The organism is Alishewanella sp. BS5-314 (assembly GCF_025377695.1).
Lineage (GTDB): Bacteria > Pseudomonadota > Gammaproteobacteria > Enterobacterales > Alteromonadaceae > Alishewanella > Alishewanella aestuarii.
Genome location: NZ_JACEHJ010000002.1, coordinates 2,569,058 through 2,590,910, shown reverse-complemented (window position 1 = coordinate 2,590,910; position 21,853 = coordinate 2,569,058). Strand labels below are relative to the sequence as shown.

General features: G+C 50.6%; 22 protein-coding genes. 15 read left to right on the top strand and 7 right to left on the bottom strand.

Going from position 1 to position 21,853, the window contains the following annotated elements:
• Positions 1–1,308 (bottom strand): short-chain fatty acid transporter, encoded by a 1,308-nt coding sequence (locus H1D31_RS16580; protein ID WP_261259938.1) that lies wholly within the window; start codon positions 1,306–1,308, stop codon positions 1–3.
• A gap of 187 nt (positions 1,309–1,495) precedes the next feature.
• On the opposite strand from H1D31_RS16580, the gene H1D31_RS16575 reads away from it, so the two are divergent.
• From H1D31_RS16575 to H1D31_RS16555, 5 genes are all read left to right on the top strand, one after another.
• On the top strand, positions 1,496–2,284 hold the full coding sequence (locus H1D31_RS16575) for a peptidylprolyl isomerase (RefSeq protein ID WP_261259937.1): 789 nt from the start codon (positions 1,496–1,498) through the stop codon (positions 2,282–2,284).
• Between the two features lie 45 nt (positions 2,285–2,329).
• Positions 2,330–3,163, top strand: coding sequence for a kinase (locus H1D31_RS16570; protein ID WP_261259936.1), 834 nt, complete (start codon positions 2,330–2,332; stop codon positions 3,161–3,163).
• A gap of 13 nt (positions 3,164–3,176) precedes the next feature.
• Entirely contained in the window at positions 3,177–3,680 is a 504-nt protein-coding gene (locus tag H1D31_RS16565; protein ID WP_261259935.1) for a GNAT family N-acetyltransferase, read from the top strand.
• Positions 3,681–3,731: 51 nt separating this feature from the next.
• Positions 3,732–4,826 (top strand): SLC13 family permease, encoded by a 1,095-nt coding sequence (locus H1D31_RS16560; RefSeq protein ID WP_261259934.1) that lies wholly within the window; start codon positions 3,732–3,734, stop codon positions 4,824–4,826.
• Between the two features lie 174 nt (positions 4,827–5,000).
• The gene (locus H1D31_RS16555; protein ID WP_008950431.1) at positions 5,001–5,894 is read left to right on the top strand and encodes a hypothetical protein; all 894 of its coding nucleotides are present in this window, start codon (positions 5,001–5,003) and stop codon (positions 5,892–5,894) included.
• 13 nt (positions 5,895–5,907) lie between these two features.
• Here H1D31_RS16555 and H1D31_RS16550 read toward each other — a convergent pair whose 3' ends face one another.
• Positions 5,908–7,665 (bottom strand): hypothetical protein, encoded by a 1,758-nt coding sequence (locus H1D31_RS16550; protein WP_261259933.1) that lies wholly within the window; start codon positions 7,663–7,665, stop codon positions 5,908–5,910.
• Positions 7,666–7,989: 324 nt separating this feature from the next.
• Here H1D31_RS16550 and H1D31_RS16545 point away from each other — a divergent pair, with 324 nt between their 5' ends.
• From H1D31_RS16545 to H1D31_RS16535, 3 genes are all read left to right on the top strand, one after another.
• Complete coding sequence (locus H1D31_RS16545) at positions 7,990–9,933, top strand: DNA topoisomerase III (protein ID WP_065955509.1); 1,944 nt, start codon at positions 7,990–7,992, stop codon at positions 9,931–9,933.
• A gap of 212 nt (positions 9,934–10,145) precedes the next feature.
• Positions 10,146–10,844 (top strand): AAA family ATPase, encoded by a 699-nt coding sequence (locus H1D31_RS16540; RefSeq protein WP_008606331.1) that lies wholly within the window; start codon positions 10,146–10,148, stop codon positions 10,842–10,844.
• Entirely contained in the window at positions 10,831–11,148 is a 318-nt protein-coding gene (locus H1D31_RS16535) for a hypothetical protein (RefSeq protein ID WP_008950435.1), read from the top strand. The genes H1D31_RS16540 and H1D31_RS16535 overlap by 14 nt, the downstream gene beginning before the upstream one ends.
• Positions 11,149–11,223: 75 nt before the next feature.
• Here the strand turns inward: H1D31_RS16535 and H1D31_RS16530 are convergent, their stop codons facing one another.
• Both H1D31_RS16530 and H1D31_RS16525 read right to left on the bottom strand, forming a co-directional pair.
• The gene (locus tag H1D31_RS16530; RefSeq protein WP_008606333.1) at positions 11,224–11,646 is read right to left on the bottom strand and encodes a DUF3010 family protein; all 423 of its coding nucleotides are present in this window, start codon (positions 11,644–11,646) and stop codon (positions 11,224–11,226) included.
• A gap of 13 nt (positions 11,647–11,659) precedes the next feature.
• On the bottom strand, positions 11,660–12,022 hold the full coding sequence (locus H1D31_RS16525) for a hypothetical protein (RefSeq protein WP_261259932.1): 363 nt from the start codon (positions 12,020–12,022) through the stop codon (positions 11,660–11,662).
• Positions 12,023–12,189: 167 nt separating this feature from the next.
• Here H1D31_RS16525 and ccoG point away from each other — a divergent pair, with 167 nt between their 5' ends.
• Genes ccoG through H1D31_RS16510 form a run of 3 tightly spaced genes read left to right on the top strand, consistent with a single transcriptional unit; the run spans position 12,190 to position 15,317 of the window.
• Positions 12,190–13,623, top strand: coding sequence for a cytochrome c oxidase accessory protein CcoG (gene ccoG / locus H1D31_RS16520; RefSeq protein ID WP_008950438.1), 1,434 nt, complete (start codon positions 12,190–12,192; stop codon positions 13,621–13,623).
• 4 nt (positions 13,624–13,627) lie between these two features.
• Positions 13,628–14,623: a serine/threonine protein kinase gene (locus H1D31_RS16515; protein ID WP_261260107.1), complete on the top strand. Its 996-nt coding sequence runs from the start codon at positions 13,628–13,630 to the stop codon at positions 14,621–14,623.
• A gap of 58 nt (positions 14,624–14,681) precedes the next feature.
• On the top strand, positions 14,682–15,317 hold the full coding sequence (locus H1D31_RS16510; protein WP_261259930.1) for a thiol:disulfide interchange protein DsbA/DsbL: 636 nt from the start codon (positions 14,682–14,684) through the stop codon (positions 15,315–15,317).
• Between the two features lie 54 nt (positions 15,318–15,371).
• On the opposite strand, the gene H1D31_RS16505 is transcribed toward H1D31_RS16510, so the two are convergent.
• Positions 15,372–15,767 carry a DUF4920 domain-containing protein gene (locus H1D31_RS16505; protein WP_261259929.1) on the bottom strand — a complete coding sequence of 132 codons (396 nt, stop codon included), beginning with the start codon at positions 15,765–15,767 and terminating at the stop codon, positions 15,372–15,374.
• A 114-nt stretch (positions 15,768–15,881) separates the two neighbouring features.
• Entirely contained in the window at positions 15,882–17,912 is a 2,031-nt protein-coding gene (locus H1D31_RS16500) for a prolyl oligopeptidase family serine peptidase (RefSeq protein WP_261259928.1), read from the bottom strand.
• 233 nt (positions 17,913–18,145) lie between these two features.
• On the opposite strand from H1D31_RS16500, the gene H1D31_RS16495 reads away from it, so the two are divergent.
• Positions 18,146–18,706, top strand: a complete 561-nt coding sequence (locus H1D31_RS16495; protein WP_261259927.1) for a DUF6942 family protein — start codon at positions 18,146–18,148, stop codon at positions 18,704–18,706.
• Positions 18,706–19,146: a hypothetical protein gene (locus tag H1D31_RS16490; protein ID WP_261259926.1), complete on the top strand. Its 441-nt coding sequence runs from the start codon at positions 18,706–18,708 to the stop codon at positions 19,144–19,146. Before H1D31_RS16495 ends, H1D31_RS16490 begins: the two co-directional genes overlap by 1 nt.
• 21 nt (positions 19,147–19,167) lie before the next feature.
• Here the strand turns inward: H1D31_RS16490 and H1D31_RS16485 are convergent, their stop codons facing one another.
• Positions 19,168–19,395: a hypothetical protein gene (locus tag H1D31_RS16485; protein ID WP_261259925.1), complete on the bottom strand. Its 228-nt coding sequence runs from the start codon at positions 19,393–19,395 to the stop codon at positions 19,168–19,170.
• An 87-nt stretch (positions 19,396–19,482) separates the two neighbouring features.
• On the opposite strand from H1D31_RS16485, the gene H1D31_RS16480 reads away from it, so the two are divergent.
• Complete coding sequence (locus tag H1D31_RS16480) at positions 19,483–19,710, top strand: helix-turn-helix domain-containing protein (RefSeq protein ID WP_261259924.1); 228 nt, start codon at positions 19,483–19,485, stop codon at positions 19,708–19,710.
• Positions 19,707–21,695: a DNA/RNA helicase domain-containing protein gene (locus H1D31_RS16475; protein WP_261259923.1), complete on the top strand. Its 1,989-nt coding sequence runs from the start codon at positions 19,707–19,709 to the stop codon at positions 21,693–21,695. The genes H1D31_RS16480 and H1D31_RS16475 overlap by 4 nt, the downstream gene beginning before the upstream one ends.
• Positions 21,696–21,853 lie beyond the last annotated feature (158 nt).

Below are 21,853 nucleotides of genomic sequence, written 5' to 3'. Positions count from 1 at the left end.
TCAGGCAAAGGTCAGCACCAGACTGATAATGACACCACTGATTAGTAGCTGCAGCAGACAAAAGCCCATAATGTCCTTCGCTTTTAACCCGGCAATTGCCAGTACCGGCAGCGCCCAGAATGGCTGAATCATATTGGTCCAGGCATCGCCCCAGGCCACCGCCATCGCGACCCGATTGACATCGGCGCCCAGCTCTAATGCCGCAGGCAGCATTACCGGTGCCTGCACCGCCCATTGGCCGCCACCGGACGGCACAAAGATATTGACGATACCGGCACTGATAAAACTCCAGAACGGTAAACTCTGGGCACTGGCGAAACTGACAAACCACTCCGACATACTCTGCGCCAGCCCGGATTGAATCATTACTGCCATAATGCCGGCATAAAACGGGAATTGGATCACAATACCGGCACCACCCTGGATCGCCTGTTGCAGGCTGTGCAGTAACCGCCGCGGCGTGCCGTGTAGTACGATGGCCAGAAAGATAAACAAATAGTTGACGATATTCAGGTTTAAACTGCCGCCTTTGACAAAATACTGCACCAGATAGGCGATACCGGCAAATCCCACTAACAATGCCAGCAGCATACTGTTTTCCAGTTTATCGGCCGGCCGCTCATTACTGCCGGCCGGTGCCGGTTGATCCTGCAATTTAGCCGGGTCGACATAGATGCTGTCAGCGGCTTTGGGTAGCATTAAGCGGTTAACCAGCGGCACCGCGATAAACAGGATCGCGAGCAGCAGCAGATTAAAACTGGCAAAGATGGTGTCAGTCGTTGGAATCAGACCAATCAGGTTTTCGCTAAAGTGCCCCGGTGTGGCAATGGTCAGCGGCACTGAGCCGGCTAGGCCGCCATGCCAGACAATAAAGCCAGAATAGGCACTGGCTACCAGCAAGCGGTAATCGACCTGAATCTGTCGTGCCAGAGCTTTGGCAAATAAGGCGCCAACCACCAAACCAAAGCCCCAGTTCAGCCAGCTGGCCAGTAGTGAAATCAGTGTCACCAGTAAAATGGCCTGGCCCGGACTTTTCGCCAGCGCGGCCAAACGATTCAGCAAGCCGGTGACCAGTGGCGTACTGGCCAGCATATAACCTGCTACCAGCACCAGTAACATCTGCATCGAGAAGCTCAGCAGGCCCCAAAATCCATCGCCCCACTGCGTGACAACCGCCAGCGGGCTTTGTTGTTCAAATAACATGGCGGCAGCAAATACCACCAGGGTTAACAGCAACACAAAAATATAGGGGTCGGGCAGATAGCGTTCGACCAGTTTTACAAAGGGTTTAGCCGCAGTATTTAGCATAGGAGGCTCGCTTATCGCTGTATAGATGTGCTTTACCTTAAAGCATTTAGTTAGCCCATGCCAATTCGCAAGTTGCGATGTTCGCGCTGTTAGGACCAGCTGGCAGTGATATTGGCGGTTTTTTGGCTGGCTTCGATAGGGCGATTTGCAGTATGCTTGGCGCTCTGGGTCAGAAACGGATACAACAATGCAATTTACCAAGATGTTTGCCGGTGCGGCACTTTTAGTGGGTAGTCTGCTGCCCTTTTACACACAAGCGACCATAGTACAATTTAAAACCTCGTTAGGGACCTTTGAGGTCAACTTGTTCGATGAAACCACGCCGGAAACGGTAGCGAATTTTTTAAAATATGTCGAACAGGAACGCTATCACAATTCGGTGATCCATCGTATGGTGCCTGACTTTGTGGTGCAGGGTGGTGGTCTGTACTATCCCGGTGAATTGCCATTAAAGGCTATTCCTACCTTTGCCGCGGTGAAGAACGAGAAAAAGTGGTCCAACCGTCGTGGCACTATTGCCATGGCCAAACTGGACGGCCAGCCAGACAGTGCCACCAGTCAGTGGTTTTTTAATTTAAAAGACAACCATGCCGGTAATGCTCAGTTAGATGCACAAAACGGTGGTTTCACTGTGTTTGGCCAGATCTCAGAGCAAGGGCTGGAAATTCTGGATGAAATTGCCAAGTTAAAACGCTTCAATATGGGCGGTGCCGCGACCAGTATCCCGCTGCGCGATTACACCGCAGCGGATGCCGCGGCCGGTAAAACGGTGACAACCGATAATCTGGTGATGATTGAAAGTGTCGTGATTGTCGATGCCCGCCCGAATACGGCTGCCGGTTTATCACCTGCCCCGAATGAAGCTACAGTATTACCACCCGAAGAGGAAGAAGAGAAGAAAAGCTCTGGCAGTATGCACTGGTTAGTATTACTGCTGTTACCGCTGGCTCTGTTCCGCCGTCAAATCCGCCGGTAAAAATATTGCGGCAGTCAGTCCCCCGACTGCCGTAGGTGCTGCGATATGTTGGCGCGATCCACTCTCAGGCAGCTCGAACTCTCCCCGATAGATCGAGCTGCACTTTCAAACTATCAAGCAATATTAAGCACGCTCAGCCGGCAACTGCGGGCACAGAACACTCCCGCTGTTATTGGTATTACAGGTGCTCAGGGCACTGGCAAAAGCACGCTGGCCAGCTTGCTGGTTACTGAGTTGCTGGCGCAGGGGATGCGCTGTGCTGCGGTCTCATTGGATGACTACTATCTGACACGCCAGGCGCGGCAGCAGCTAGCCGGTACTGTACATCCGTTACTGGCGCAGCGTGGTGTGCCGGGTACACACGATATCGGTCGGGCGCTCAGTGATGCCAGACAGGTACTGGCCGGTGCAGCCGTCGCCTTACCACGGTTTGATAAAGCCCTGGATGATTCTTTGCCAAAACGGCCTGCTGCGCAGTTGGATCTACTGATTGTCGAAGGCTGGTGTTTGGGTTTGGCGGCAGAAGCAGAACCCGGGCTGGCATCGCCAGTGAATCAACTGGAGGCCACCGAAGATAGCAGCGGTGCCTGGCGCCGTTATGTCAACCAGCAATTGGCGGCAAGCTATCAACCCTACTTTGATTTGTTGCAGCCGCTGATTTGGCTTAAAGCGCCGGATTGGGACAGTGTTTGCCGCTGGCGCGCTAAACAGGAACAACAGCTGTGGCAGCAGCGTGGTACCGGGATGACGGCTGAGCAGTTAGCGCGCTTTATGTTGCCATTCCAGCGTCTGACTCAGCTGAGTTATCAGCAATTGCCGGCGCGGGTAAACTATACTATTGTGCTTAATCAGGCGCAGCAGCCGCAGTTAAGCGGCTAACCGAGGACGCACCGTGATTTATACCCACCGTTTAATTATGCGGCCGCTGACCCTGGCCGATGCCCCCTTTATGCTGCAGCTGTTAAACGACAATAGTTTTATCCGCAACATCGGCGATCGCGGGGTACGCTCAGAAGCCGAGGCGGCCGCCTATTTGACGGCCGGCCCCTTAGCCAGCTACCAGCAGTATGGTTTTGGTTTACGCGCTATCGAGTTGCAACAAGGCGGTCAGTTGATCGGGATTTGTGGCTTAATTCAGCGAGAGACGCTGGATGCACCTGATCTCGGCTATGCCTTGTTACCGGATTATACTGGCCAGGGCTATGCACTAGAGGCAGCCAAAGCTGCTGTGCAGTGGGCGGTAGCGTTAGACCTGGCGCAACTGTATGCGGTGGTCAGTCTGGAAAATGATGCCTCAAAGCGGTTGCTGGCGAAGTTGGGTTTTCGCAATCAAGGCGTGATTAACTGGCAGCAGGAAGAGGTATTATTGTACCAACTGCTGTTACCTTCCAGCTAGGCCTTATATCAGGCTTACTTTTTTTAGATTAGCACCCTAAAGATGCCATTAATGCGCCGGGTTTTGTCCCGCCTGACTGAAGATTACTTATTGCTGGCACTGCTTGGCTTGCTGCCGTTGTTGTGGTGGTTAAATCCAACCACTGCTGGCGGCTTGCTGGTGTTAATCGACTGGCAAACGGTTTCGGCGCTGGCCGGTTTAATGTTATTGAGTAGAGCGCTCGAGGAAAGCGGTTATCTGGCCCGTTTTGCCGGCTGGCTGGTGGCACTGTGTCATGTTGAGCGTTTGCTGGCGGCCATACTGCTGCTTTTTGCTGCGCTGCTGGCGGCTATTGTCACTAATGATGTCGCGCTCTTTATTCTGATCCCCATTACCTTAAGTCTGGGACGGTTAACTGGTATTGCGACCGGGCGGTTGATTATTTTTCTGGCGCTGGCGGTGAATGCCGGCTCGGCCTTAACCCCGATTGGCAATCCGCAGAATCTGCTACTGTGGCAGGCATCCGGCTACAGCTTCTGGCAGTTTACACTACTGATGGCGCCGCTGGCCCTGAGTTTGCTGGCGCTGATCCTGCTACTCAGCTATCCGGCATTCAGCGCCCGCCACTTAACGGTAACAGTGCCGCATCAGGTCAGCCTGGATAACCGGCGCTTATTTGGCTGGTCACTGCTTGGCTATCCGTTATTTATTCTGGCGATGGAACATCAGTTGGCGCCTCAGGCCGCCTTGCTGGTGCTATTAGCGTTTTTACTGTTCAAGCGCAGCGTAGTCAGCGGTATTGACTGGTTATTATTAGTGGTGTTTAGCCTGATGTTTATTGATCTCGGGTTATTAGCGCAGCTGCCGCTGATGCAACAGCTGGCGACCCAGTTGCTGGCCTTGCCTGGAGGCAGTTATACCGGAGCTGCTTTGATGTCGCAGTTGATTTCCAATGTGCCGGCAGCGATTTTTTTGCAGCATTTTACCGACGACTGGCGCGCCTTAAGCTGGGGCGTCAGTGTCGGTGGCTTCGGGCTGGCAATAGGTTCGCTGGCGAATTTGATAGCGTTACGGCTTAGCAAGCAGCCTGGTTTATGGCGTGAATTCCACTATTGGTCGCTACCGGTGTTTGCATTAAGTCTGGTGCTTGGCTGGTCCATGTTGTAATACAGGGTTGCGCCGATAACTGAAGTTGCTTGCGTTTGTTGTCAGTGGTTTCCTGAAGCGAAATGGTTGCTCCTGCCAGCGGCTATTATATGCACAACCAAAGTCGTAGTTGTGGTTTAAGCTTACTGAGTGTTAATGTCAGTAACGGACTCAGTGTTAAGAGGAAGGAACCCTATGCGTTTAGCTTGCTCCGGATTATTACTGGGCTGTTGGCTGGCATTGCAGCTCCCGGCGGTAGGTGCGGCTACGCCAATTATCGCTGCCGATTACCTGGAAACCTCACCGCACCGCGAATTGATTGAGTATGCGTTAAAGGTTACTGAAGCGGATTATGGGCCTGTTACCCTGACGTTCGGTGGTGAGATGGTGCAAGGCCGGGCCGAGCAACTGCTAAAAGACGGCAAGCTGTTACATCTGGTGGTGTTTGCGCCTTCGCCGGAACGCGAACGCGATCTGCTACCGGTGTATTTTCCATTAAGTCAGGGGCTGTTGGGTTATCGGATCTGCATTATCAATAGCGGACAGCAGTATAAGTTTGAGCCGGTTAAGACGTTACAGGATTGGCAAAAGGCCGATCTGACAATCGGACAAGGCACCCACTGGCCGGACGTAGCGGTGTTACGGCATAACAGCCTGACAGTTGTCACCAACCCCTTATATACGCTGCTGTTTGAGATGGTGCGCCAGCAGCGCTTCGATTGTTTTGCCCGCAGTGCGGATGAGTTAGCACGCGATTTGCAAAGTGAGCATGCAACGGGTCTGGTGGCTGAACGGCGCTTGTTATTGCATTATCCGCAGCTGTCGATGATCTTTGTGTCGCAGAGTTTTCCGCAGCTGGCCGAGCGTTTACAAAAAGGCCTGGAGCAGGCCTATGCCGATGGCGTGGTGCAGCAGCATTTTCGCCGCCATTATGGCACCATTGTTGACCAGTTACGCTGTGAGCAGCGGCAGCTGCTAAAACTGGAAAACCCACAGCTAAGTGAGGCCAGCCGTCAGGCGCTGCTGCGCTTTGCCTATACGCCGGAGCAGTTATTAGCGGCGCCGGCTGCGGCTTGCAAAGGGCAGTAAAACTACTGCCGTCTTAACAACATTCCTGTAATTTGCGTTCCAACTGCTCAATCCGCTCCTGCGCCTGTTCGCGGTAACGGGTTAGTCGTTCGATAGTGGCAGCAGAATTTGATTTCACAAAATTAACCTGTTCTTCCAATTGCAGTTTTTGCTTCGACCACTGATAACGCTCAGCCTGGATCTGCGAGGCCTGATCGCGTTGCTGCTGCAGCTCTTCCCGCAGTTGTTTAATGATTTCACGTTGCTCTGCCTGATGATTAGCCGTCAGGGCACTCTGATGTTTTAACAGCGCAATAGTGGCTCTTAATTGTTCCACATTGTCAGAGTTCTCAGTGGCCGGTGCGTTTAGCATCGCTTTTAACTGCGCCAGCTCCTGAGTTAAATCCGCCACCTGATCGGCTTGACGGGCCGCCGCTGCGATGGCTTCATCGCGTTCGGCGATCAGACTATCCAACTGGGTTGTATCAACGGTAGCTACCGCAGCCTGTTGCAGTTGCAGCTCGGCAAGCTGTGCCTGCGTCTGCTGTAACGCTTCCGTTTGCATGGTCTGTTGTGCAGTCTGTTCTGCCACAGCGGCCTGATGCTGCTGTTGCAGACTGGCCAGTTGTTCGCGCAGCTGTACCACTTCTTCAGTGTTTGCAACCGCCTCTGCGCTGATCCGTTGCTGCAATTCTTGCTGCAACTGCTGATTTTGCTGCCGTAATTGTGTCAGTTGCTGCGTTAGCTCTGCTGCGCCATTCTGGCCGCGACCAGCCAATTGCTCCAGTACCGCATCGCGTTCGGCAGTCAGTTCAGCACACTGATCGGCGTACTCGGCCAACTGTTGATGGATCTGTTTCTTCGCTTCGAAGTACTGGCGTTGCTGCTCGGTGCTGCGCTTGCGCAGTTGTTCATGCTCATCGTTCAGGCTATCAAAGCGCTGTTGTTGCGCCGCCAGTTCTTGCTGCCATTGCGCCTGTAACTGAGTTAATTGCTGTTGTTTCGCGTCGGCTTCCTGCTCTGCCAGTTGCAGTTGCTGTTGCAGCGCAGCGAGTTGGGCAGCATTGGCCGTCAGTTGTTGCTGATAAGCGGCGGTTTCATCCTGCAGCTGTTGCAACTGTTCCAGCCGGGTTAACGCTGCCTGATAGTTTTGTTCCAGCTGCTGTAACTCTTGCGTGGTGTCTTCCAGTTGCTGTTGTTGCTTCTGCAACTGCTGTTGATATTGTTGCAGTTGCTGCTGATTAAGTTCGGCTTCTGCTTCGGCATTGGCTAATTGCCGTTGCGCCTGCTCCAGCGCCTGCTGTTGGGTGGTTAACTGCTGTTGCAGCTGTTGCTGCTCTAGCTGTAACTGGTCACGCTCAAAGCTGACATTAGCAAAATTATCAGCTTGCAATGCCAGCTGCTGTTGCTGGTTAGCCAGTGCTTGTTCCAGTTCGGATTTACGCTGCTCTGCCTGGCGTAAATTTTGTTGCAACAGTTGCACCTGCTCCACCGCTTTAACTTCGGCTTGCAGTGCTTCGGTTAACTGTTTATTTAACTGGTCGGTTTGCCATTGGGTCTGCTTCAGGGCTTCCCGCTGAAAGGCGGCCATAAAGTCTTCGCTGAAAACCGACGCTGAGTTTGCAGCGTCCTGCTGTCGCTGTTGCACCTGCTCGGTGCGCCACTTTTTATAGTGCGACACCACGGTAGCCTGAGCATCTGATACTTTAGACAGCAAGTAATCCAGAGACACCGCCTTGCCAGAGCTCTCTAAATCATCACAGATCTTCTTAACATCAGTATATTGCGACATGATTCTTTACCTTTTACCAACCGATGGGCGTGTTCGCTATGCGCTGCCCGGAATGAAAGCTTAAGGAATGGCAGAGCCTTGCGCAAAGGCTAAATGCACAAAATTTGCACAGCGCAAGGTGTTAGCTGCGGATTTAATTCATAATATTGATCTTTAACAAATTATTTTTTTAACCAGCATTATTTTGCGCGCTGAAAGCGTGTAAAAAAGCAGCGGAATAGCCCGAAGGTATTAGGGGGTAAAACCTTGGTTTGCGCGATACACTTTGCCAAAGCTAAATTTTACCGCTAAATTAACTGATTATTTATACAGTTGTTGTGCCTGATGATCCTATATATCGCGGAAAAGCCCAGTGTCGGCCGTGCCGTGGCCGCTGTTTTGCCCAAGCCGCACCAGTCCGGTGACGGCTTTATCAAAGTTGCTACCGGTGATGTGGTGACCTGGTGCATTGGTCACTTATTGGAATTAGCCGAACCAGAGCAGTACGCGCCGGAATATAAAAGCTGGCGCAAAGCGCATTTGCCCATTATTCCCCAGCAATGGCAGCAACAGGTAAAACGCCAGACCAGTAAGCAATTTCAGGTAGTAAAGCAGCTGATCAAGCAGGCAACACAACTGGTGAATATGGGGGACCCGGATCGGGTCGGACAAATCCTGGTCGATGAAGTGATCCACTATGCCGGTGTCAGCCAGGCGAAACTGGCCGCTACCCGACGTTGCCTGATTAATGATATGAACCCGGCAGCCATTAAAAAGGCGCTACAGGATTTACGGCCAAATAGTGACTTTATCCCACTGGCGACCTCGGCACTGGCCCGCGCCAGAGCCGATTGGCTGTACGGCATTAATATGACGCGTTTATGTACACTTTTGGGTCAGGATGCCGGTTATAAGGGAGTGTTATCGATTGGTCGGGTGCAAACTCCGGTACTGGGTTTAGTGGTGCAGCGTGACCTCGAGATCGAAAACTTTGTCAGTAAGCCCTTTTATGAGGTGTGGGTTACGCTGCAAACGGCACAACAGCAGCAATTTCAGGCCAAATGGCAGCCCAGTGCTGCCTGCGCACCTTATCAGGACGAAGAGGGCCGGGTACTGCTGAAAAAACTGGCCGAGACCGTAGTACAGAAAGTCAGCGGTCAGGCCGCTGTTGTGAAAGCAGTGAGCCGCGAGCCGAAAAAGCATGCGCCACCGCTGCCATACAGCTTATCGGCATTGCAGATCGATGCAGCCAAGCGTTTTAATCTCAGCGCCCAACGTACGCTGGATCTCTGTCAGCAACTGTATGAGCGGCATAAGCTGATCACCTACCCCCGTTCAGATTGCCGCTATTTGCCAACAGGACATCTTGCAGACCGTCATAGCGTGAGTCAGGCCATTGCGAAAACGGCGGTAAATCTGGCCAGTGCGGTGACGACTGCTGATCTGAGTTTACATAGCAAAGCCTGGAATGACGCCCAGGTCGGGGCGCACCATGCCATTATCCCAACCTCGGCCAGTATCGATGCCAGCCGCTTAAGCCGCGAGGAGCAGCAGCTGTACGAACTGATTGCCAGACAGTACTTAATGCAGTTTTACCCCTCCTTTCAGTATGTCGAACATCAAATCGATAGCGAAGTCGCCGGCGGACTCTTTATTGCCAGGCAAAAGTCGGTCATTGCCGAGGGCTGGAAGCAGCTGTTATCCGGCGGCGTCAGCGCCGGCAAGGATAGTCAGCCCAACTCAGATTATGCGGCCAGGCCATTACCCGACGTAAAGCCCGGTGACGTCCTGCAATGTGTTGCCGGCAAGCTGGACGAGAAACAAACCAGTCCGCCCAAAGCCTTTACCGATGCCACCTTGCTGGCGGCCATGACCGGTATTGCCCGTTATGTGCAGGACCCGGAATTAAAAAAGATCCTGCGGGATACTGATGGCCTGGGTACTGAAGCGACCCGCGCCGGCATTATCGAGCTGTTGTTCAAGCGCCGGTTTTTACACAAGCAGGGTAAAGAGATCCGTGCTACTGCGGTAGGCCGGCAGTTTATTGGTTGCTTGCCGCCACGGCTGGTATTACCCGATATGACCGCGCAATGGGAAGCGCAGTTAGAAGCGATAGCTGAAAAAAAACTGGCGTACCGTGATTTTATGCAGCCGCTACAGCAGGAACTTACCAGCTTGCTACAGGATGTCGCCGCGCAGCCGCAGTCCTTTCAGGGGTTAGCCCAAAAGGGTTATGCGGTAACAAGGCGACGTGCCGCCAGGCCTCGCCGTGCCAAGCGTACCGCCTGATGCATATTGGCGAGATAGGCGTTGGCGATATTTTGCACTAGGCTCAACAAACCGCCGGCAGCCGCTTTTTTGGCTACTGGCTGGAGATAGCAGGAAATTCGCCTACACTTATGACGTGCCATCACTCTTCTGAGCAAGGGGTGGCACGCCCTGGCGGGTATGTCGTCAGAGCGGACAGCCAACGCTGTTTCTTCACAGAGAAGGTGCATAAAATGATATTGTTAGTTGGTGGTGAAAAAGGTGGCAGTGGCAAAAGCTGTCTGGCGCAAAATATAGCCGTCTACTTTTCGCGGGAAAAGAATGCCAATGTCATGCTGGTTGACTGCGATCCGCAGCGAACCACATCGGATTGGGTGCAAGAGCGCCATATGAATCCGGAATTACCCTGGATCAACTGCGTACAGATGTACGGTAAGATCCGTTACGAGCTGAAAAGTCTGGAAATGCATTATGATGTGGTGGTGGTAGACTGCGGTGGTCAGGATAGCGTAGCCTTACGTTCGGCGATGGTGGTTGCCAGCCATGTACTATTCCCGTTGCGGCCCAAGCGGCGTGATTTAAAAACGCTGGAGCATCTGGAAGATTTAGTCAGTGCCTGTAACGTGGTAAACCCGGAGATGATCGTCGGCTGTGTGCTGACGCAATGTCCGGCCCTGCCGAATCAGGCCAACCGCATTCTGGATGCGAAAGAAGTATGTAAAAGTTTTAATTTGCGGGTGCTGGAAAACATCACTTACAGCCGTAATATCTATGACGACAGTGAAGAAAAAGGCCTGTCGGTAATGGATGTGGATAACGATGGCAAGGCCGCCGGCGAAATCCGGGCAATTATTGAAGAACTCCTGTCGATGAAGGCGATTCAAGAAGATGGCGCTAAGCGACCTGAAGAAAAAGTCTTTGCAGTCAAATAAACCCAGCTTTACCGTTGATGAGTTTATTGATGATGCACATAACTACGCCTTGGGGCTGCCGCAAATCGTCAGCTTGCGGCAATTATTACCGGAAGAAGACGAGCCGCCGCGGCTCCCGATGCGCCATGCGACCTTTACCCTGAGTGAAGAAGCGATCAGCGCCCTGAGTGAGTTAAGTGAATTAACCGGTGAACCCAAATCTAAACTGATCCGCAAACTGATTTTGCGTGCGACCAAGTCAGTGCAGTTTGATTTAGCCAAGGTAAAAACGGCGAAAGCCAAATTACCGCCGGGTGGCAGTTAGGCTGTGGTTTAGTAACTGAAGTCTGAGCTCGTGCCGCAGCATCCCGCAGTGGCACGAGCAGAAAGTCTGTTTACGTTAACGCGCCAGAAAGGCGTAAGCGGTCAGAAAAGCAGTTTCCTGAAACGCCTTTAATCCGGTCGCTTTGAAATCGACCGGTAATGGAAAGCGTTTAATTTTTTCTTTTAGTTCAGTAGCCGATAACAGGCTAACATTACAATTGTCCAGCAGCTGTAACGTTGCCTCAATTTTAAAACCGACAGCACCACCGGCAAACTTACCTTTTTGTGGCCGCTCTTTAATCACCAGATGCTGGATCTTGTAATCCTCGACTAACTTGCGTAGTGCAAACTGAAATTTGCGCACCTGCTCAGTTTGTTGATCCTGACTCAGTGCGATCCGGGTTTGCCGGCAATCCGGCAGGTTAAATAAACCGTCCTGGTATTCCATTAAGCATAAAATTGCTTCACTGCCTTTAATCTCAACGCCACATACGCGCATCTTAGTATCCTGTTTAGTTGCCGCTCAGGCGGTCATAGTACTTTTCAATAATGGCACAGCTGCGCTGCAGGGGTTCACCAAAAAGTATCGGGTTAAAATCTCTGTTAATACAGTAATTTTGTCTGAAACGTAACACTGAGTCTTTATTCTCGGCCGCTGCGGCTAAAAACTCCTGTTGCCGCAGCCCCAGTGACTTACTGTAATCCTTAAGTTCACGTTGGATCGAGGCCAGCGCCTGTGAGTCAGACTGCCATTCAGTCGGGATCAGGCTCACCGCATAATCAACCACTTTGTCACGATAAGGCTTTAGCGGCGGCTCGCCGGAAAAGGTTAACAACAGCAAAAAAATGACGACGAACCAGAAAAAGGTTTTCATGTACTGACTCCGGCAACAACTTAGACGCGATCTTACCTGAATCCTGGCTAAACTGCATTAGCGGCAACAGCCGCTGCTTCAGTCTTTCCTGATGTACTTTTATTTTATATCAATAATTCGGTACGGGTTACTGATATACTAAGCAGGCTGGTAGTCATAGCTGGGGAATGATGGTGGACGAGCAAAAAATTGAAGTAAAAAATATTCCAACCGGAGTAAAAATTCACCGCCCGCCCGAGGGCAATCCAAATAAGTATGCTTCCCGGGATCGGATCTATGTCCGGGCAGTAAAGGGGTTACACCAAAGCCTGCGTCGCAATATTGGTTTTGTGTTTATGGCGTTGTTTTTCGTGTTGCCCTGGATCCAGTTCGATGGCCACCAGGCAATTTTGCTGGATATCTTTGAGCAAAAATTCAATATCTTCGGCCTGACGCTCTGGCCACAGGATTTTACCCTGCTGGCTTGGCTGTTTATGATTGCCGCCTACGCCCTGTTCTTTGTGACAACCTTCTATGGTCGGGTGTGGTGCGGTTATATGTGCCCGCAAACGGTCTGGACCTTTATCTTTATGTGGTTTGAAGAAAAGATCCAGGGTACCCGTAACCAGCGCATGAAGCTGGATCAGGAACCGATGAGCTTTAATAAGTTCTGGCGCAAGGCATTAACCCACTTCTGCTGGTTGGCATTTGCCTTATTCACTGCGTTAATTTTCGTTGGCTACTTTACCCCTATCGGTCCGCTGTTTGTTGAGTTCTTTACCTGGCAGGCCGGCTTCTGGGCTACCTTATCGGTGCTGTTTTTTACGCTTTGTACCTATGGTAACGCCGGCTGGATGCGGGAAATTATGTGTACACACATTTGCCCCTATGCCCGCTTTCAATCGGCGATGTTTGATAAAGATACCTACACCGTCACCTATGATGCCGCCCGTGGCGAGAACCGTGGCCCGCGTAGTAAAAAAGATGCGAACTATAAGGAAAAAGGCCTGGGCGACTGTATCGACTGTAACCTGTGTGTACATGTTTGCCCAACCGGCATCGATATTCGGAATGGCTTGCAATATGAGTGCATTAACTGTGGTGCCTGTATCGATGCCTGTGACGATACTATGGAGAAAATGGGCTATCCGAAAGGCCTGATCAGCTATACCACCGAACATACGCTGCAAGGCCGGCCGGCCAAGGTGTTACGGCCAAAACTGGTTGGTTATTTTCTGGTGTTGGTGGTGGTATGCGGTGCCTTTATGGTGAATCTGGCAATCCGCTCCCCGCTGGAGCTGGATATTATCCGTGATCGCGGCGCCTTGTACCGGGAAACGCCGGAAGGGCTGGTGGAAAACACCTATACCCTGGGTATTATCAATAAGTCACAACAGCCGAAGACTCTGGTATTAACGGTAACCGGTATTGATAACCTGCAATGGCTGGGGCCAACCGAGGTGGAACTGGCCGGTGGCGAGAGTCGCAATGTGGTAGTCAGTCTGGCGCTGGACCCTTATGAGGCGAAACGCCCGGTGCTGGACCTGACCTTTAGCGTGCATCACAAAGATGCGCCTGAGGTGCGGGCCGAGCAGGGTAATAAATTCTTCAGTGGTCGCTAAGCCAGTGCAGCAATTTGATTTCTCTACCCTGCAGCCGGAGCTGATTCTTGATGCGCTACACCACTATGGCCTGGACGTTAGTTCAGGCCTGCTGGCACTGAACAGCTATGAAAACCGTGTCTATCAGTTTAGTGCTTATCGCGATAATGCGGTCAGCGCCGCGCGCTATGTGGTGAAGTTTTATCGCCCGCAGCGCTGGAGTCTGGCGCAGATTCAGGAAGAGCATCAGTTTGCTTTTGAATTGCAGGCTAATGAGGTGCCGGTGGTGGCGCCATTGTGCTTTGATGGTGAGAGTGTGTTGCCGTTTCAGGGCTTTTATTTTGCGGTTTTCCCAAGCCGTGGTGGCCGAACCCTGGAGATCGACAATGACGACCAGCTGGCATTACTGGCGCGCTTTTTAGGCCGGCTGCATCAGGTTGGCCGGCAACAGGTGTTTCAGGCACGCCCCCAGCTGAGCATCGACAGCCATTTGCGGCATAGTCAGCAGGTACTGGCGGCGCTGCCTTTGATCCCATCCTATTTACGCCCGGCCTTTGATTCGGCGCTGCAGCAGGTGATTGCTGAAGCCAGCCGGCAATACCAACCGAAAACCCTGATCCGCTTACACGGTGATTGTCATGCCGGTAATTTGTTTTACAACGGGGAAAGTCCGTTCTTTGTAGATCTGGATGACTGTCGTAGCGGGCCGGCGATGCAGGACCTGTGGATGATGTTAAACGGTGACCGGCAACAGCAGCGTGATACGCTGGAGCTGATGCTGGAGGAATATGAGCAATACTGTGATTTCGACCGGGCCGAGCTGAAACTGATCGAACCACTACGGGCCATGCGGATGATCCATTATATGGCCTGGCTGGCGCAGCGCTGGCAGGATCAGGCCTTTGTAATGAACTTTCCGTGGTTTGCCACAGACAAATACTGGGAACAACAATGCCTGGCACTAAAAGAGCAGTTGGCATTGTTGCAACAACCACCGTTAAGTCTGGTGCCAGACTACTGAGAATTTGTTAAGCTTGCAGCTAAGCACCAAATAGTCCCGATTAATCAGAGGTTTTAGAATGAAAAAGTGGTTAGTAGCTGCTGCGGCAGCTGTGCTGTTACCCCTGTCTGCCGTTGCCAGTAATTTCCAGCTCGGTAAGCACTATGAAGTAATTGCTGAGCAGAAAACCGCCAAGCCGGAAGTAAAAGAATATTTCTCATTCTTCTGCGGTGGTTGTTACGCCTTTGAGCCTATTGCCCAGCGCCTGGCGCAGTCTCTGCCGGCAGGGGTAGAGTTTAAAAAATTCCATGTCGATTTTATTCGCGCTGCCTCACCGGAAATTCAAAATGCGCTGGCACGTGCTTATGTAGTCGCAAAAAATCTGGGTAAAGGTGATCAGGTATCCACTGCCATTTTTAACCAAATCCACCGCAGCCGCGTGCCGTTCCGCAGCGAAGACGATATCCGTAATCTGGTCCTGATTAACGATATTGATGGCGAAACCTATGATAAAGCCATGCGCAGCTTTGGCGTGCGTGGTGCGGTCAATCAGATGATGAAAGAGCAGCAGGAGCTGAGCGAACGCCGCGTGCTGACCGGTGTGCCCATGCTGGTGGTGAATGGTAAATATAAGATCCTGAATGAGAGCCTGAGTCAGCGTAATATGCAGCAGGAAATGCAGCAGTTAGTCGAATACCTGCTGAGTAAAGACTAATACCCTGTAGTCAGTTCAAGTCAAAAGGCCAGCGTAACGCTGGCCTTTGTCATTTTATTCGCTGGCAATTTCAACGGCGGTTGGCACCAGCTGATACGCGTCTGGCTTGCCTTCACCCTGTGGCCAGACTTTAACTGTGCCAGTGGCGTAGGCGGTTTTGCCCTTGGCGCTTAACGGAAACACCATATCGCCATCCCGCACCTTGATCCGAAAGCGCGGCTCATTTTCGGCGGTGGCCAGCGTCATCCAGCACTGTTGTTTAGTGCAAACCCCGGTGACTTCGCCTACTACGGTAACCTGTTGCTCCAGATACGCTGCCGGTTTAGCCAAAATACTGGCAACGGCGGTGATTTGTTGCTTGTTGACGGTGTCACCAAAGCTGACTGTGTTCTCAGCCAGCGCGTTAGCGGCAAGAGCCAGGCCCAGGGCACAGAGTATAGGTTTTAACATAGCGTTCTCCTGATTCAGTTGCCTGATTGTTATGCACTGTTGGCAGAAATACAAGCGGTTTTCCGGGATAAAAAAACGCAGCCTTGCGCTGCGTTTTAAAATGTTATTTAACCCTTAGCGGGCACCCGGCTCGGCAAAGCGGGTCATCCAGTCTTTCACCTGGTTATACCAATAAATCGAATTATTTGGCTTCAGGATCCAGTGGTTTTCGTCCGGGAAATAAATCATCCGCGACTCGACACCACGGCTTTGCAGGGTACGGAATAATTCAAAGCCCTGTCCAACCGGAACCCGGTAGTCTAGCTGACCATGGATCACCAGAGTTGGGGTATTAAAGTTGCCGGCATAGTAGTGTGGCGAAATGCTCTTATAGATCTCCGGCTTATCCCAGTAGTTGCCAAAGCGGGTGGAATGCACGGCAAAGTCAGCGGCCATCTGCGAGTACATATTGTATACCGCGGCATGGATCAGCAGGGCTTTAAACGGATGCTCGGTACCCAGCAGAATTGACGTTAAGTAGCCGCCATAGCTGGCACCACCGGCCACCATACGCTCGCTGTCAATCCAGGGCTGATTCTGGAACCAGGCTGTGGCGGCCTGAATATCAGCCAAAGGCTTGGTGCGCCAGTCCGGGTTAATCGCATCGGTAAAGTCCTGGCCAAAGCCACTGGAACCGTGGAAGTTAGGCCAGGCGGTGACATAACCCCAGGACGCGAAGGTTTGCGCATTCCAGCGGTAGCTAAAGCTGTCGGTAATGGCATTGTGTGGGCCGCCATGGATCAGCAGGAATAACGGATACTTTTTCGATTTATCAAAACCGGCCGGGTAATGTACCCACATCTGGATGTCATTACCATCAGCACCCTTATAGGTAACCGACTCGTAACTACCCAGCTCGGTTTTTGCCAGCAACTCATCATTAAAGCTGTCCAGACGGGTAGTGCGACCGTTACGGATATCCACTTTGACCAGCCGTGCCGGGAACATAAAGCTTTCGTTGGTGGCTACCAGCACGTTATTGCCAGCCAGGGCCGGGCTGTTAAAGCTGGTGTCTTTGGTAATGGCTCTTTCTTTACCGCTGCGGGCATCAATTTGATACAGGCGGCTGGTGCCGGCGTCATCAATGCTGGCGAAGAAGCTACGGCTATCGTTGCTCCAGACAAAGTTGCTAACTGAACGATCCCAGTTGCCCGTCAGTTCGCGCGTGGTTTTCGCTGCCAGATCATAAATCATCAGCCGGGCGGTATCGCCATAAAAACCCTGAATTTTCTGCCGGCTAAAGGCTAAGCTTTTGCCATCCGGGCTAAAGCTTGGGTTGCTGTCCGGTGCTTGATTATCCGGGGTGATATTTTCTGCTTTATCGCTGCCAATAGCCGCTAAGAAAATATCAATTTTTGGATCAACGGTATTATCTGAACCGTTAGCATTAAAGGCGATAAAGCGCTCTTGCGGGTGCACGTCGTAGCTGCTGGCGCTCTGGCTGGAGCGAGGCAGTTCCAGACCAAATTTCTGGGTTACCGGCTCAACAGTACCGCCTTTGGCCGGAATACGGAACACATGAGCCTGGCGGTTTTCGTCAATCCAGTGATCGAAATGGGAATAGGGTAAGGCGTTCCACTGCCAGGCCGAGACTTTTTTGTCTTTGTTGGCTTTTAACTCTGCCGCCATCTCTTCCCAGTTTTTACCCGGCCAAACGCGGCTGATAAAATACAGATGCTCACCTACCCATTTAATGCCATAAACCCCGGTTGGCACTTCGGTTAAGCGCTGGGCTTCACCCGGTGTGGTTAATGGCAGCAGGTAAATCTGGCCGGCTTCATCTTTATTACGCTGGCTGATAAAGGCCAGGGTTTTGCAATCCGGCGAAAAAGTTGCTTCGCTGGCGCGCATACCGTCCACTGTCAGTGGCCGCTGCTGGCCTTTGTCGTCAAATAACCATAGACGGGTATGGCCCTGATCGGCTTTCACATCAAAGCGGGTAACAGGGGCAACGATAAACTTACCGTCCGCGGAGGCTACCGGGCTGCCTATGCGCTCCAGTTGCCACATCCGCTCGACACTTAAGCTGTTATCCTGTTCGCTGCTGGCCAGTGCCGCCAGCGGTAGCCACAGAAGTAACAGCCAGAGTTGCTGTAGTTTTTTCATCTTGGACTCCGGTTGTTTTTTATTGTCGCAGCGATGTTAGCACAAGTGCGGACTGGCCCAAGCCGTTTTGCCGCAGCATGCGGCGTTTTAGTCGGAAATGCCACCTGGTGGTATTGCTACTGGCTTTATGATCCGGCCGCTTGATATCTGATGTGTATTGGAAAAGTCTGTCATAGGGCCTTAGGGATTTTGCTATACTGCCGGCCGTTGTAACGCCGGATATCAGACAGCCAATGGTGAGCAAGCCCAATCAAATACAGACAACAAGCCAGTATGGCCTGGGTGATCCCGATGCCCGCTTTTGTGTTTATGTCGCGAACCGACCACCCATGCTGGAATATCAGGCTCTGGCCCAGATTCAGCCGCTATGCCGCGGCGAAATCGCGCTGATCAATCAGGCCTGCGGCAATGGCTGGCGCAAGGTGTTTAATGTTTATGCCAAGCTGCTGTTTGCGCTGCCGCAAACGCCGTTGTTTACATTCCACCAGCATGCCGCCAGCTGGCAAGATTATCGCGATAGCCGGCTGTTACAAAACGGTAGTGATACTGCGCTATTATTTTCCGCACCACAGCTTGAGCCGGTAATAGATCGCATCCATATTATTGCCGGCCGCACCTTTGCCAAAGCGCTGCTGGAACAGGGATTAGCAGCACAGTTGCAGTGGCTAACTGCCGAATTTGCTATTGATAAGCGGCAACGGCTGTTGGTTTGCCCGTATTTTGACTACCGGCAGCTTAATAATGAGAAAATTGATTATCTGGTTAGCCTGATTCGGCAGTTGGAGACGTTTTAATGAACCTGTCTGCGCAGTTACAGCAGCTTTCGACTTTACTGCAACCCTACCCCTTTGGTATTGGTGGTAGTTGTTTGCTCTGGCAATTGGGGCTGGAGGCGAACCCGGGCGATATCGACGTGGTTTGCCGCGAGCAGGATTTCGACGCCATTTGCCAGCTGTTAGCTCAGCATTATTCACCAGAAGCCGTAACCTTTAACCCCGACTTTGTTACCCGCCACTTTGCCCGTTTTAGCCAGCCGGGTCAGCGTGATATTGAACTGATGGCCGGCATTGCGGTGCTACAGCAAGGCAAGCTAATCGAATGGACATTCCACCCGGAACGCTGCTACTGGCAAAACCAGATCTGCTTTATGCCCGCCAGCGACTGGCTGGAACTATATGGTCTGTTTAACCGCCCCAAGCGGGTGGAGACGTTAAAGCGGTATTTGGCGGAGTAGTTTGCCAGTAAAATCTCATGTTTATAAAGTCTTTTTATAGTTAAAAGAGGATGTAAGTAATTCAGACTTAGCAGTTAAATCATATTTTTGTGCGTATTCGGCTATTGCTTCGTCGACAGCTAGATCACCAAATCGTTGTAGCCATTCTGCTTCTGAGTAGCCGGTATCATCAAAATTAATACAGTAGCTTTGCTCCAGTTTTTGGCTTAATTGTTCAAAATAGCTTTCTTTATCAGCGCCTAGTTTCATTCCAATCTCAAAATGTGACTTATAGTCCGTAGCATTATAAGTCACATAGCATGACGATGTTAATCCAAATGGTAAATGGACAACGTCATGCTTCAGCAAGCTCAGCAGTACTTCGGCTTACGTGTTAAACAGCTCCGTCTTGCCAAAGGGATCAGTCAGGAAGATCTCGGTGCGCTGGCAAATTTGGACCGGACTTATATCAGTGGAATTGAGAGAGGTAAACGTAATGTAAGCCTGAAGAATATTCTACAGATTGCTAATGCGCTGGGTGTAAATCCCTCAGAGCTATTTAGCATTCCGGAGTTCGAAGTATGAGCCGCGCTTACTACTCAGCTCCCCTAAACTTGTTCCTTAGTTCAGATGAAAACGCGATCATCGGCATTATTACTGCTGCTCACGGTCAAAATTTACTGAATACTCAAACGCAAGCGTGGTCTGAACAGATCAAGATACTGAAACGGGCTCTTACTGAATTTCTTGTGGATGGATATATTCTATTTGAGTTTATGATCCCCAGAATGGGACGAAGAGCTGACGTCGTACTAATCATTGGCGGAGTTATTTTTGTTATTGAATTTAAAGTTGGTGCAGACAAATTTACTTATGCTGATCGCGTGCAAACTGCTGGCTATGCTCTGGACTTAAAGCATTTCCATGCTGGTAGCCATGATAAATTTCTCGTTCCTGTTTTGGTTTGTACCAAAGCAATTGAGCAGCCATCTGCAATTGAGTTTAATCATGAACAAGTGGCTAACGTTATTTGTACGTCTGGTGAAAAGCTGACTTCGATTTTAGAGCAAGCTCTAAGGCAGCAAGTTTTATCAGATATTGACTATATCGCTTGGGTTAGTTCTTCCTATAAACCGACCCCCTCCATAGTAGAAGCTGCTCAAGCATTGTATGCGAACCATAATGTAGTTGATATCACGCGTTCTGAAGCAGGCAGCCAGAATATCGCAGAAACTAGCTCAACATTACTTAAGCTTATTCATCAAGCGCGATTAACAAAGCAAAAAGTTATTTGCTTTGTTACCGGGGTACCTGGAGCGGGAAAAACATTAGTAGGCTTAAACATAGCGAATCAACACTCTAAACCAGAAGATGATGAGTATTCAGTTTTTCTCAGCGGGAATGGTCCTTTAGTTGCAGTTTTACAAGAGGCTTTAGCTCTGGACCTATATCAGAATCAGGGAAAACAACCTGACTTTGAGGCTTCGAGCGTCCTATCAAAAAAGGATGCACGTCGAAAAGTGGAAAGTTTTATTCAAAACATTCACAGATTTCGAGACCACTACTTAAAAGATCATGTTAAGCCGCCTGAGCACGTTGTCATATTTGACGAGGCTCAGCGTGCTTGGGATATGACACAAACGTCCAAGTTTATGCAGACTAAACGCGGAGTATCTGATTTTAAAATGTCTGAGCCGGAGTTCCTGATGTCAGTTATGGATAGGCATGATGATTGGGCGGTAATAGTTGCTTTAATTGGCGGTGGTCAAGAAATTAATGTAGGTGAAGCTGGTATTGAGGGTTGGTTTGACGCGGTTAGACAGACCTTCAAAGATTGGTTGGTATACTGTTCCCCTAATTTGTTATCTGGTGAGTATGTACGGTACGGTATTGATTTCAAATCAATTGAAAATTTTAACCAAGAGCCTAGCCTTCATCTCGCGACTTCGATGCGTTCGTTTCGAGCGGAAAAACTCTCATCTTTTATTCATTATCTTATAGCAGGAGACGTAGCAGCTGCTGCACTTACTTATTCAGAGATCAAAAACTTATTCCCGATAACTCTGACACGGGACATATCAACGGCAAAAGATTGGATCAAAAAGAAAACTTTGGCTAACAGGCGCAGTGGGCTCCTAGCATCCTCGAACGGTATTAGATTAAAAGCAGAGGGAGTATTTGTAAAAAACACCATTGAACCTGAGAAGTGGTTTCTAGCAGCAGGAAATGATATTCGTTCGAGTAATTTCTTAGAGGATGCGGCAACAGAATTTGATGTGCAAGGATTAGAGTTGGATTGGGCGCTCGTTGCATGGGATGCAGATTTGAGGTTCGTAAACGGAAAATTTCAACACTGGCAGTTTAAGGGAACAGATTGGCAGGTTAGGCACAAAAGAGAAAGCCAAAGATATTTAGAAAATGCCTACCGAGTTCTGCTTACTCGTGCTCGAGAAGGAATGGTCATTTTTGTACCAAAGGGCGACAGTTCAGATTCAACACGTTCGCCATCATATTATGATGGCGTTTATTCGTACTTGTTAGGATGTGGGCTAACGGAGCTTTTGAGTTAAAACTAAAAAACTATCTTCGTCCTTATCAACATTTGCCAATATTGAGCATTAATATCTTCACTTTTACGCGCACAAAAACGCAATTTTTTACACTTTTATGCGCGTAAAAATGTTGATTTGTTTGTTTTTATGCGCATAAAAGTGTAGTGTTGTTGCTG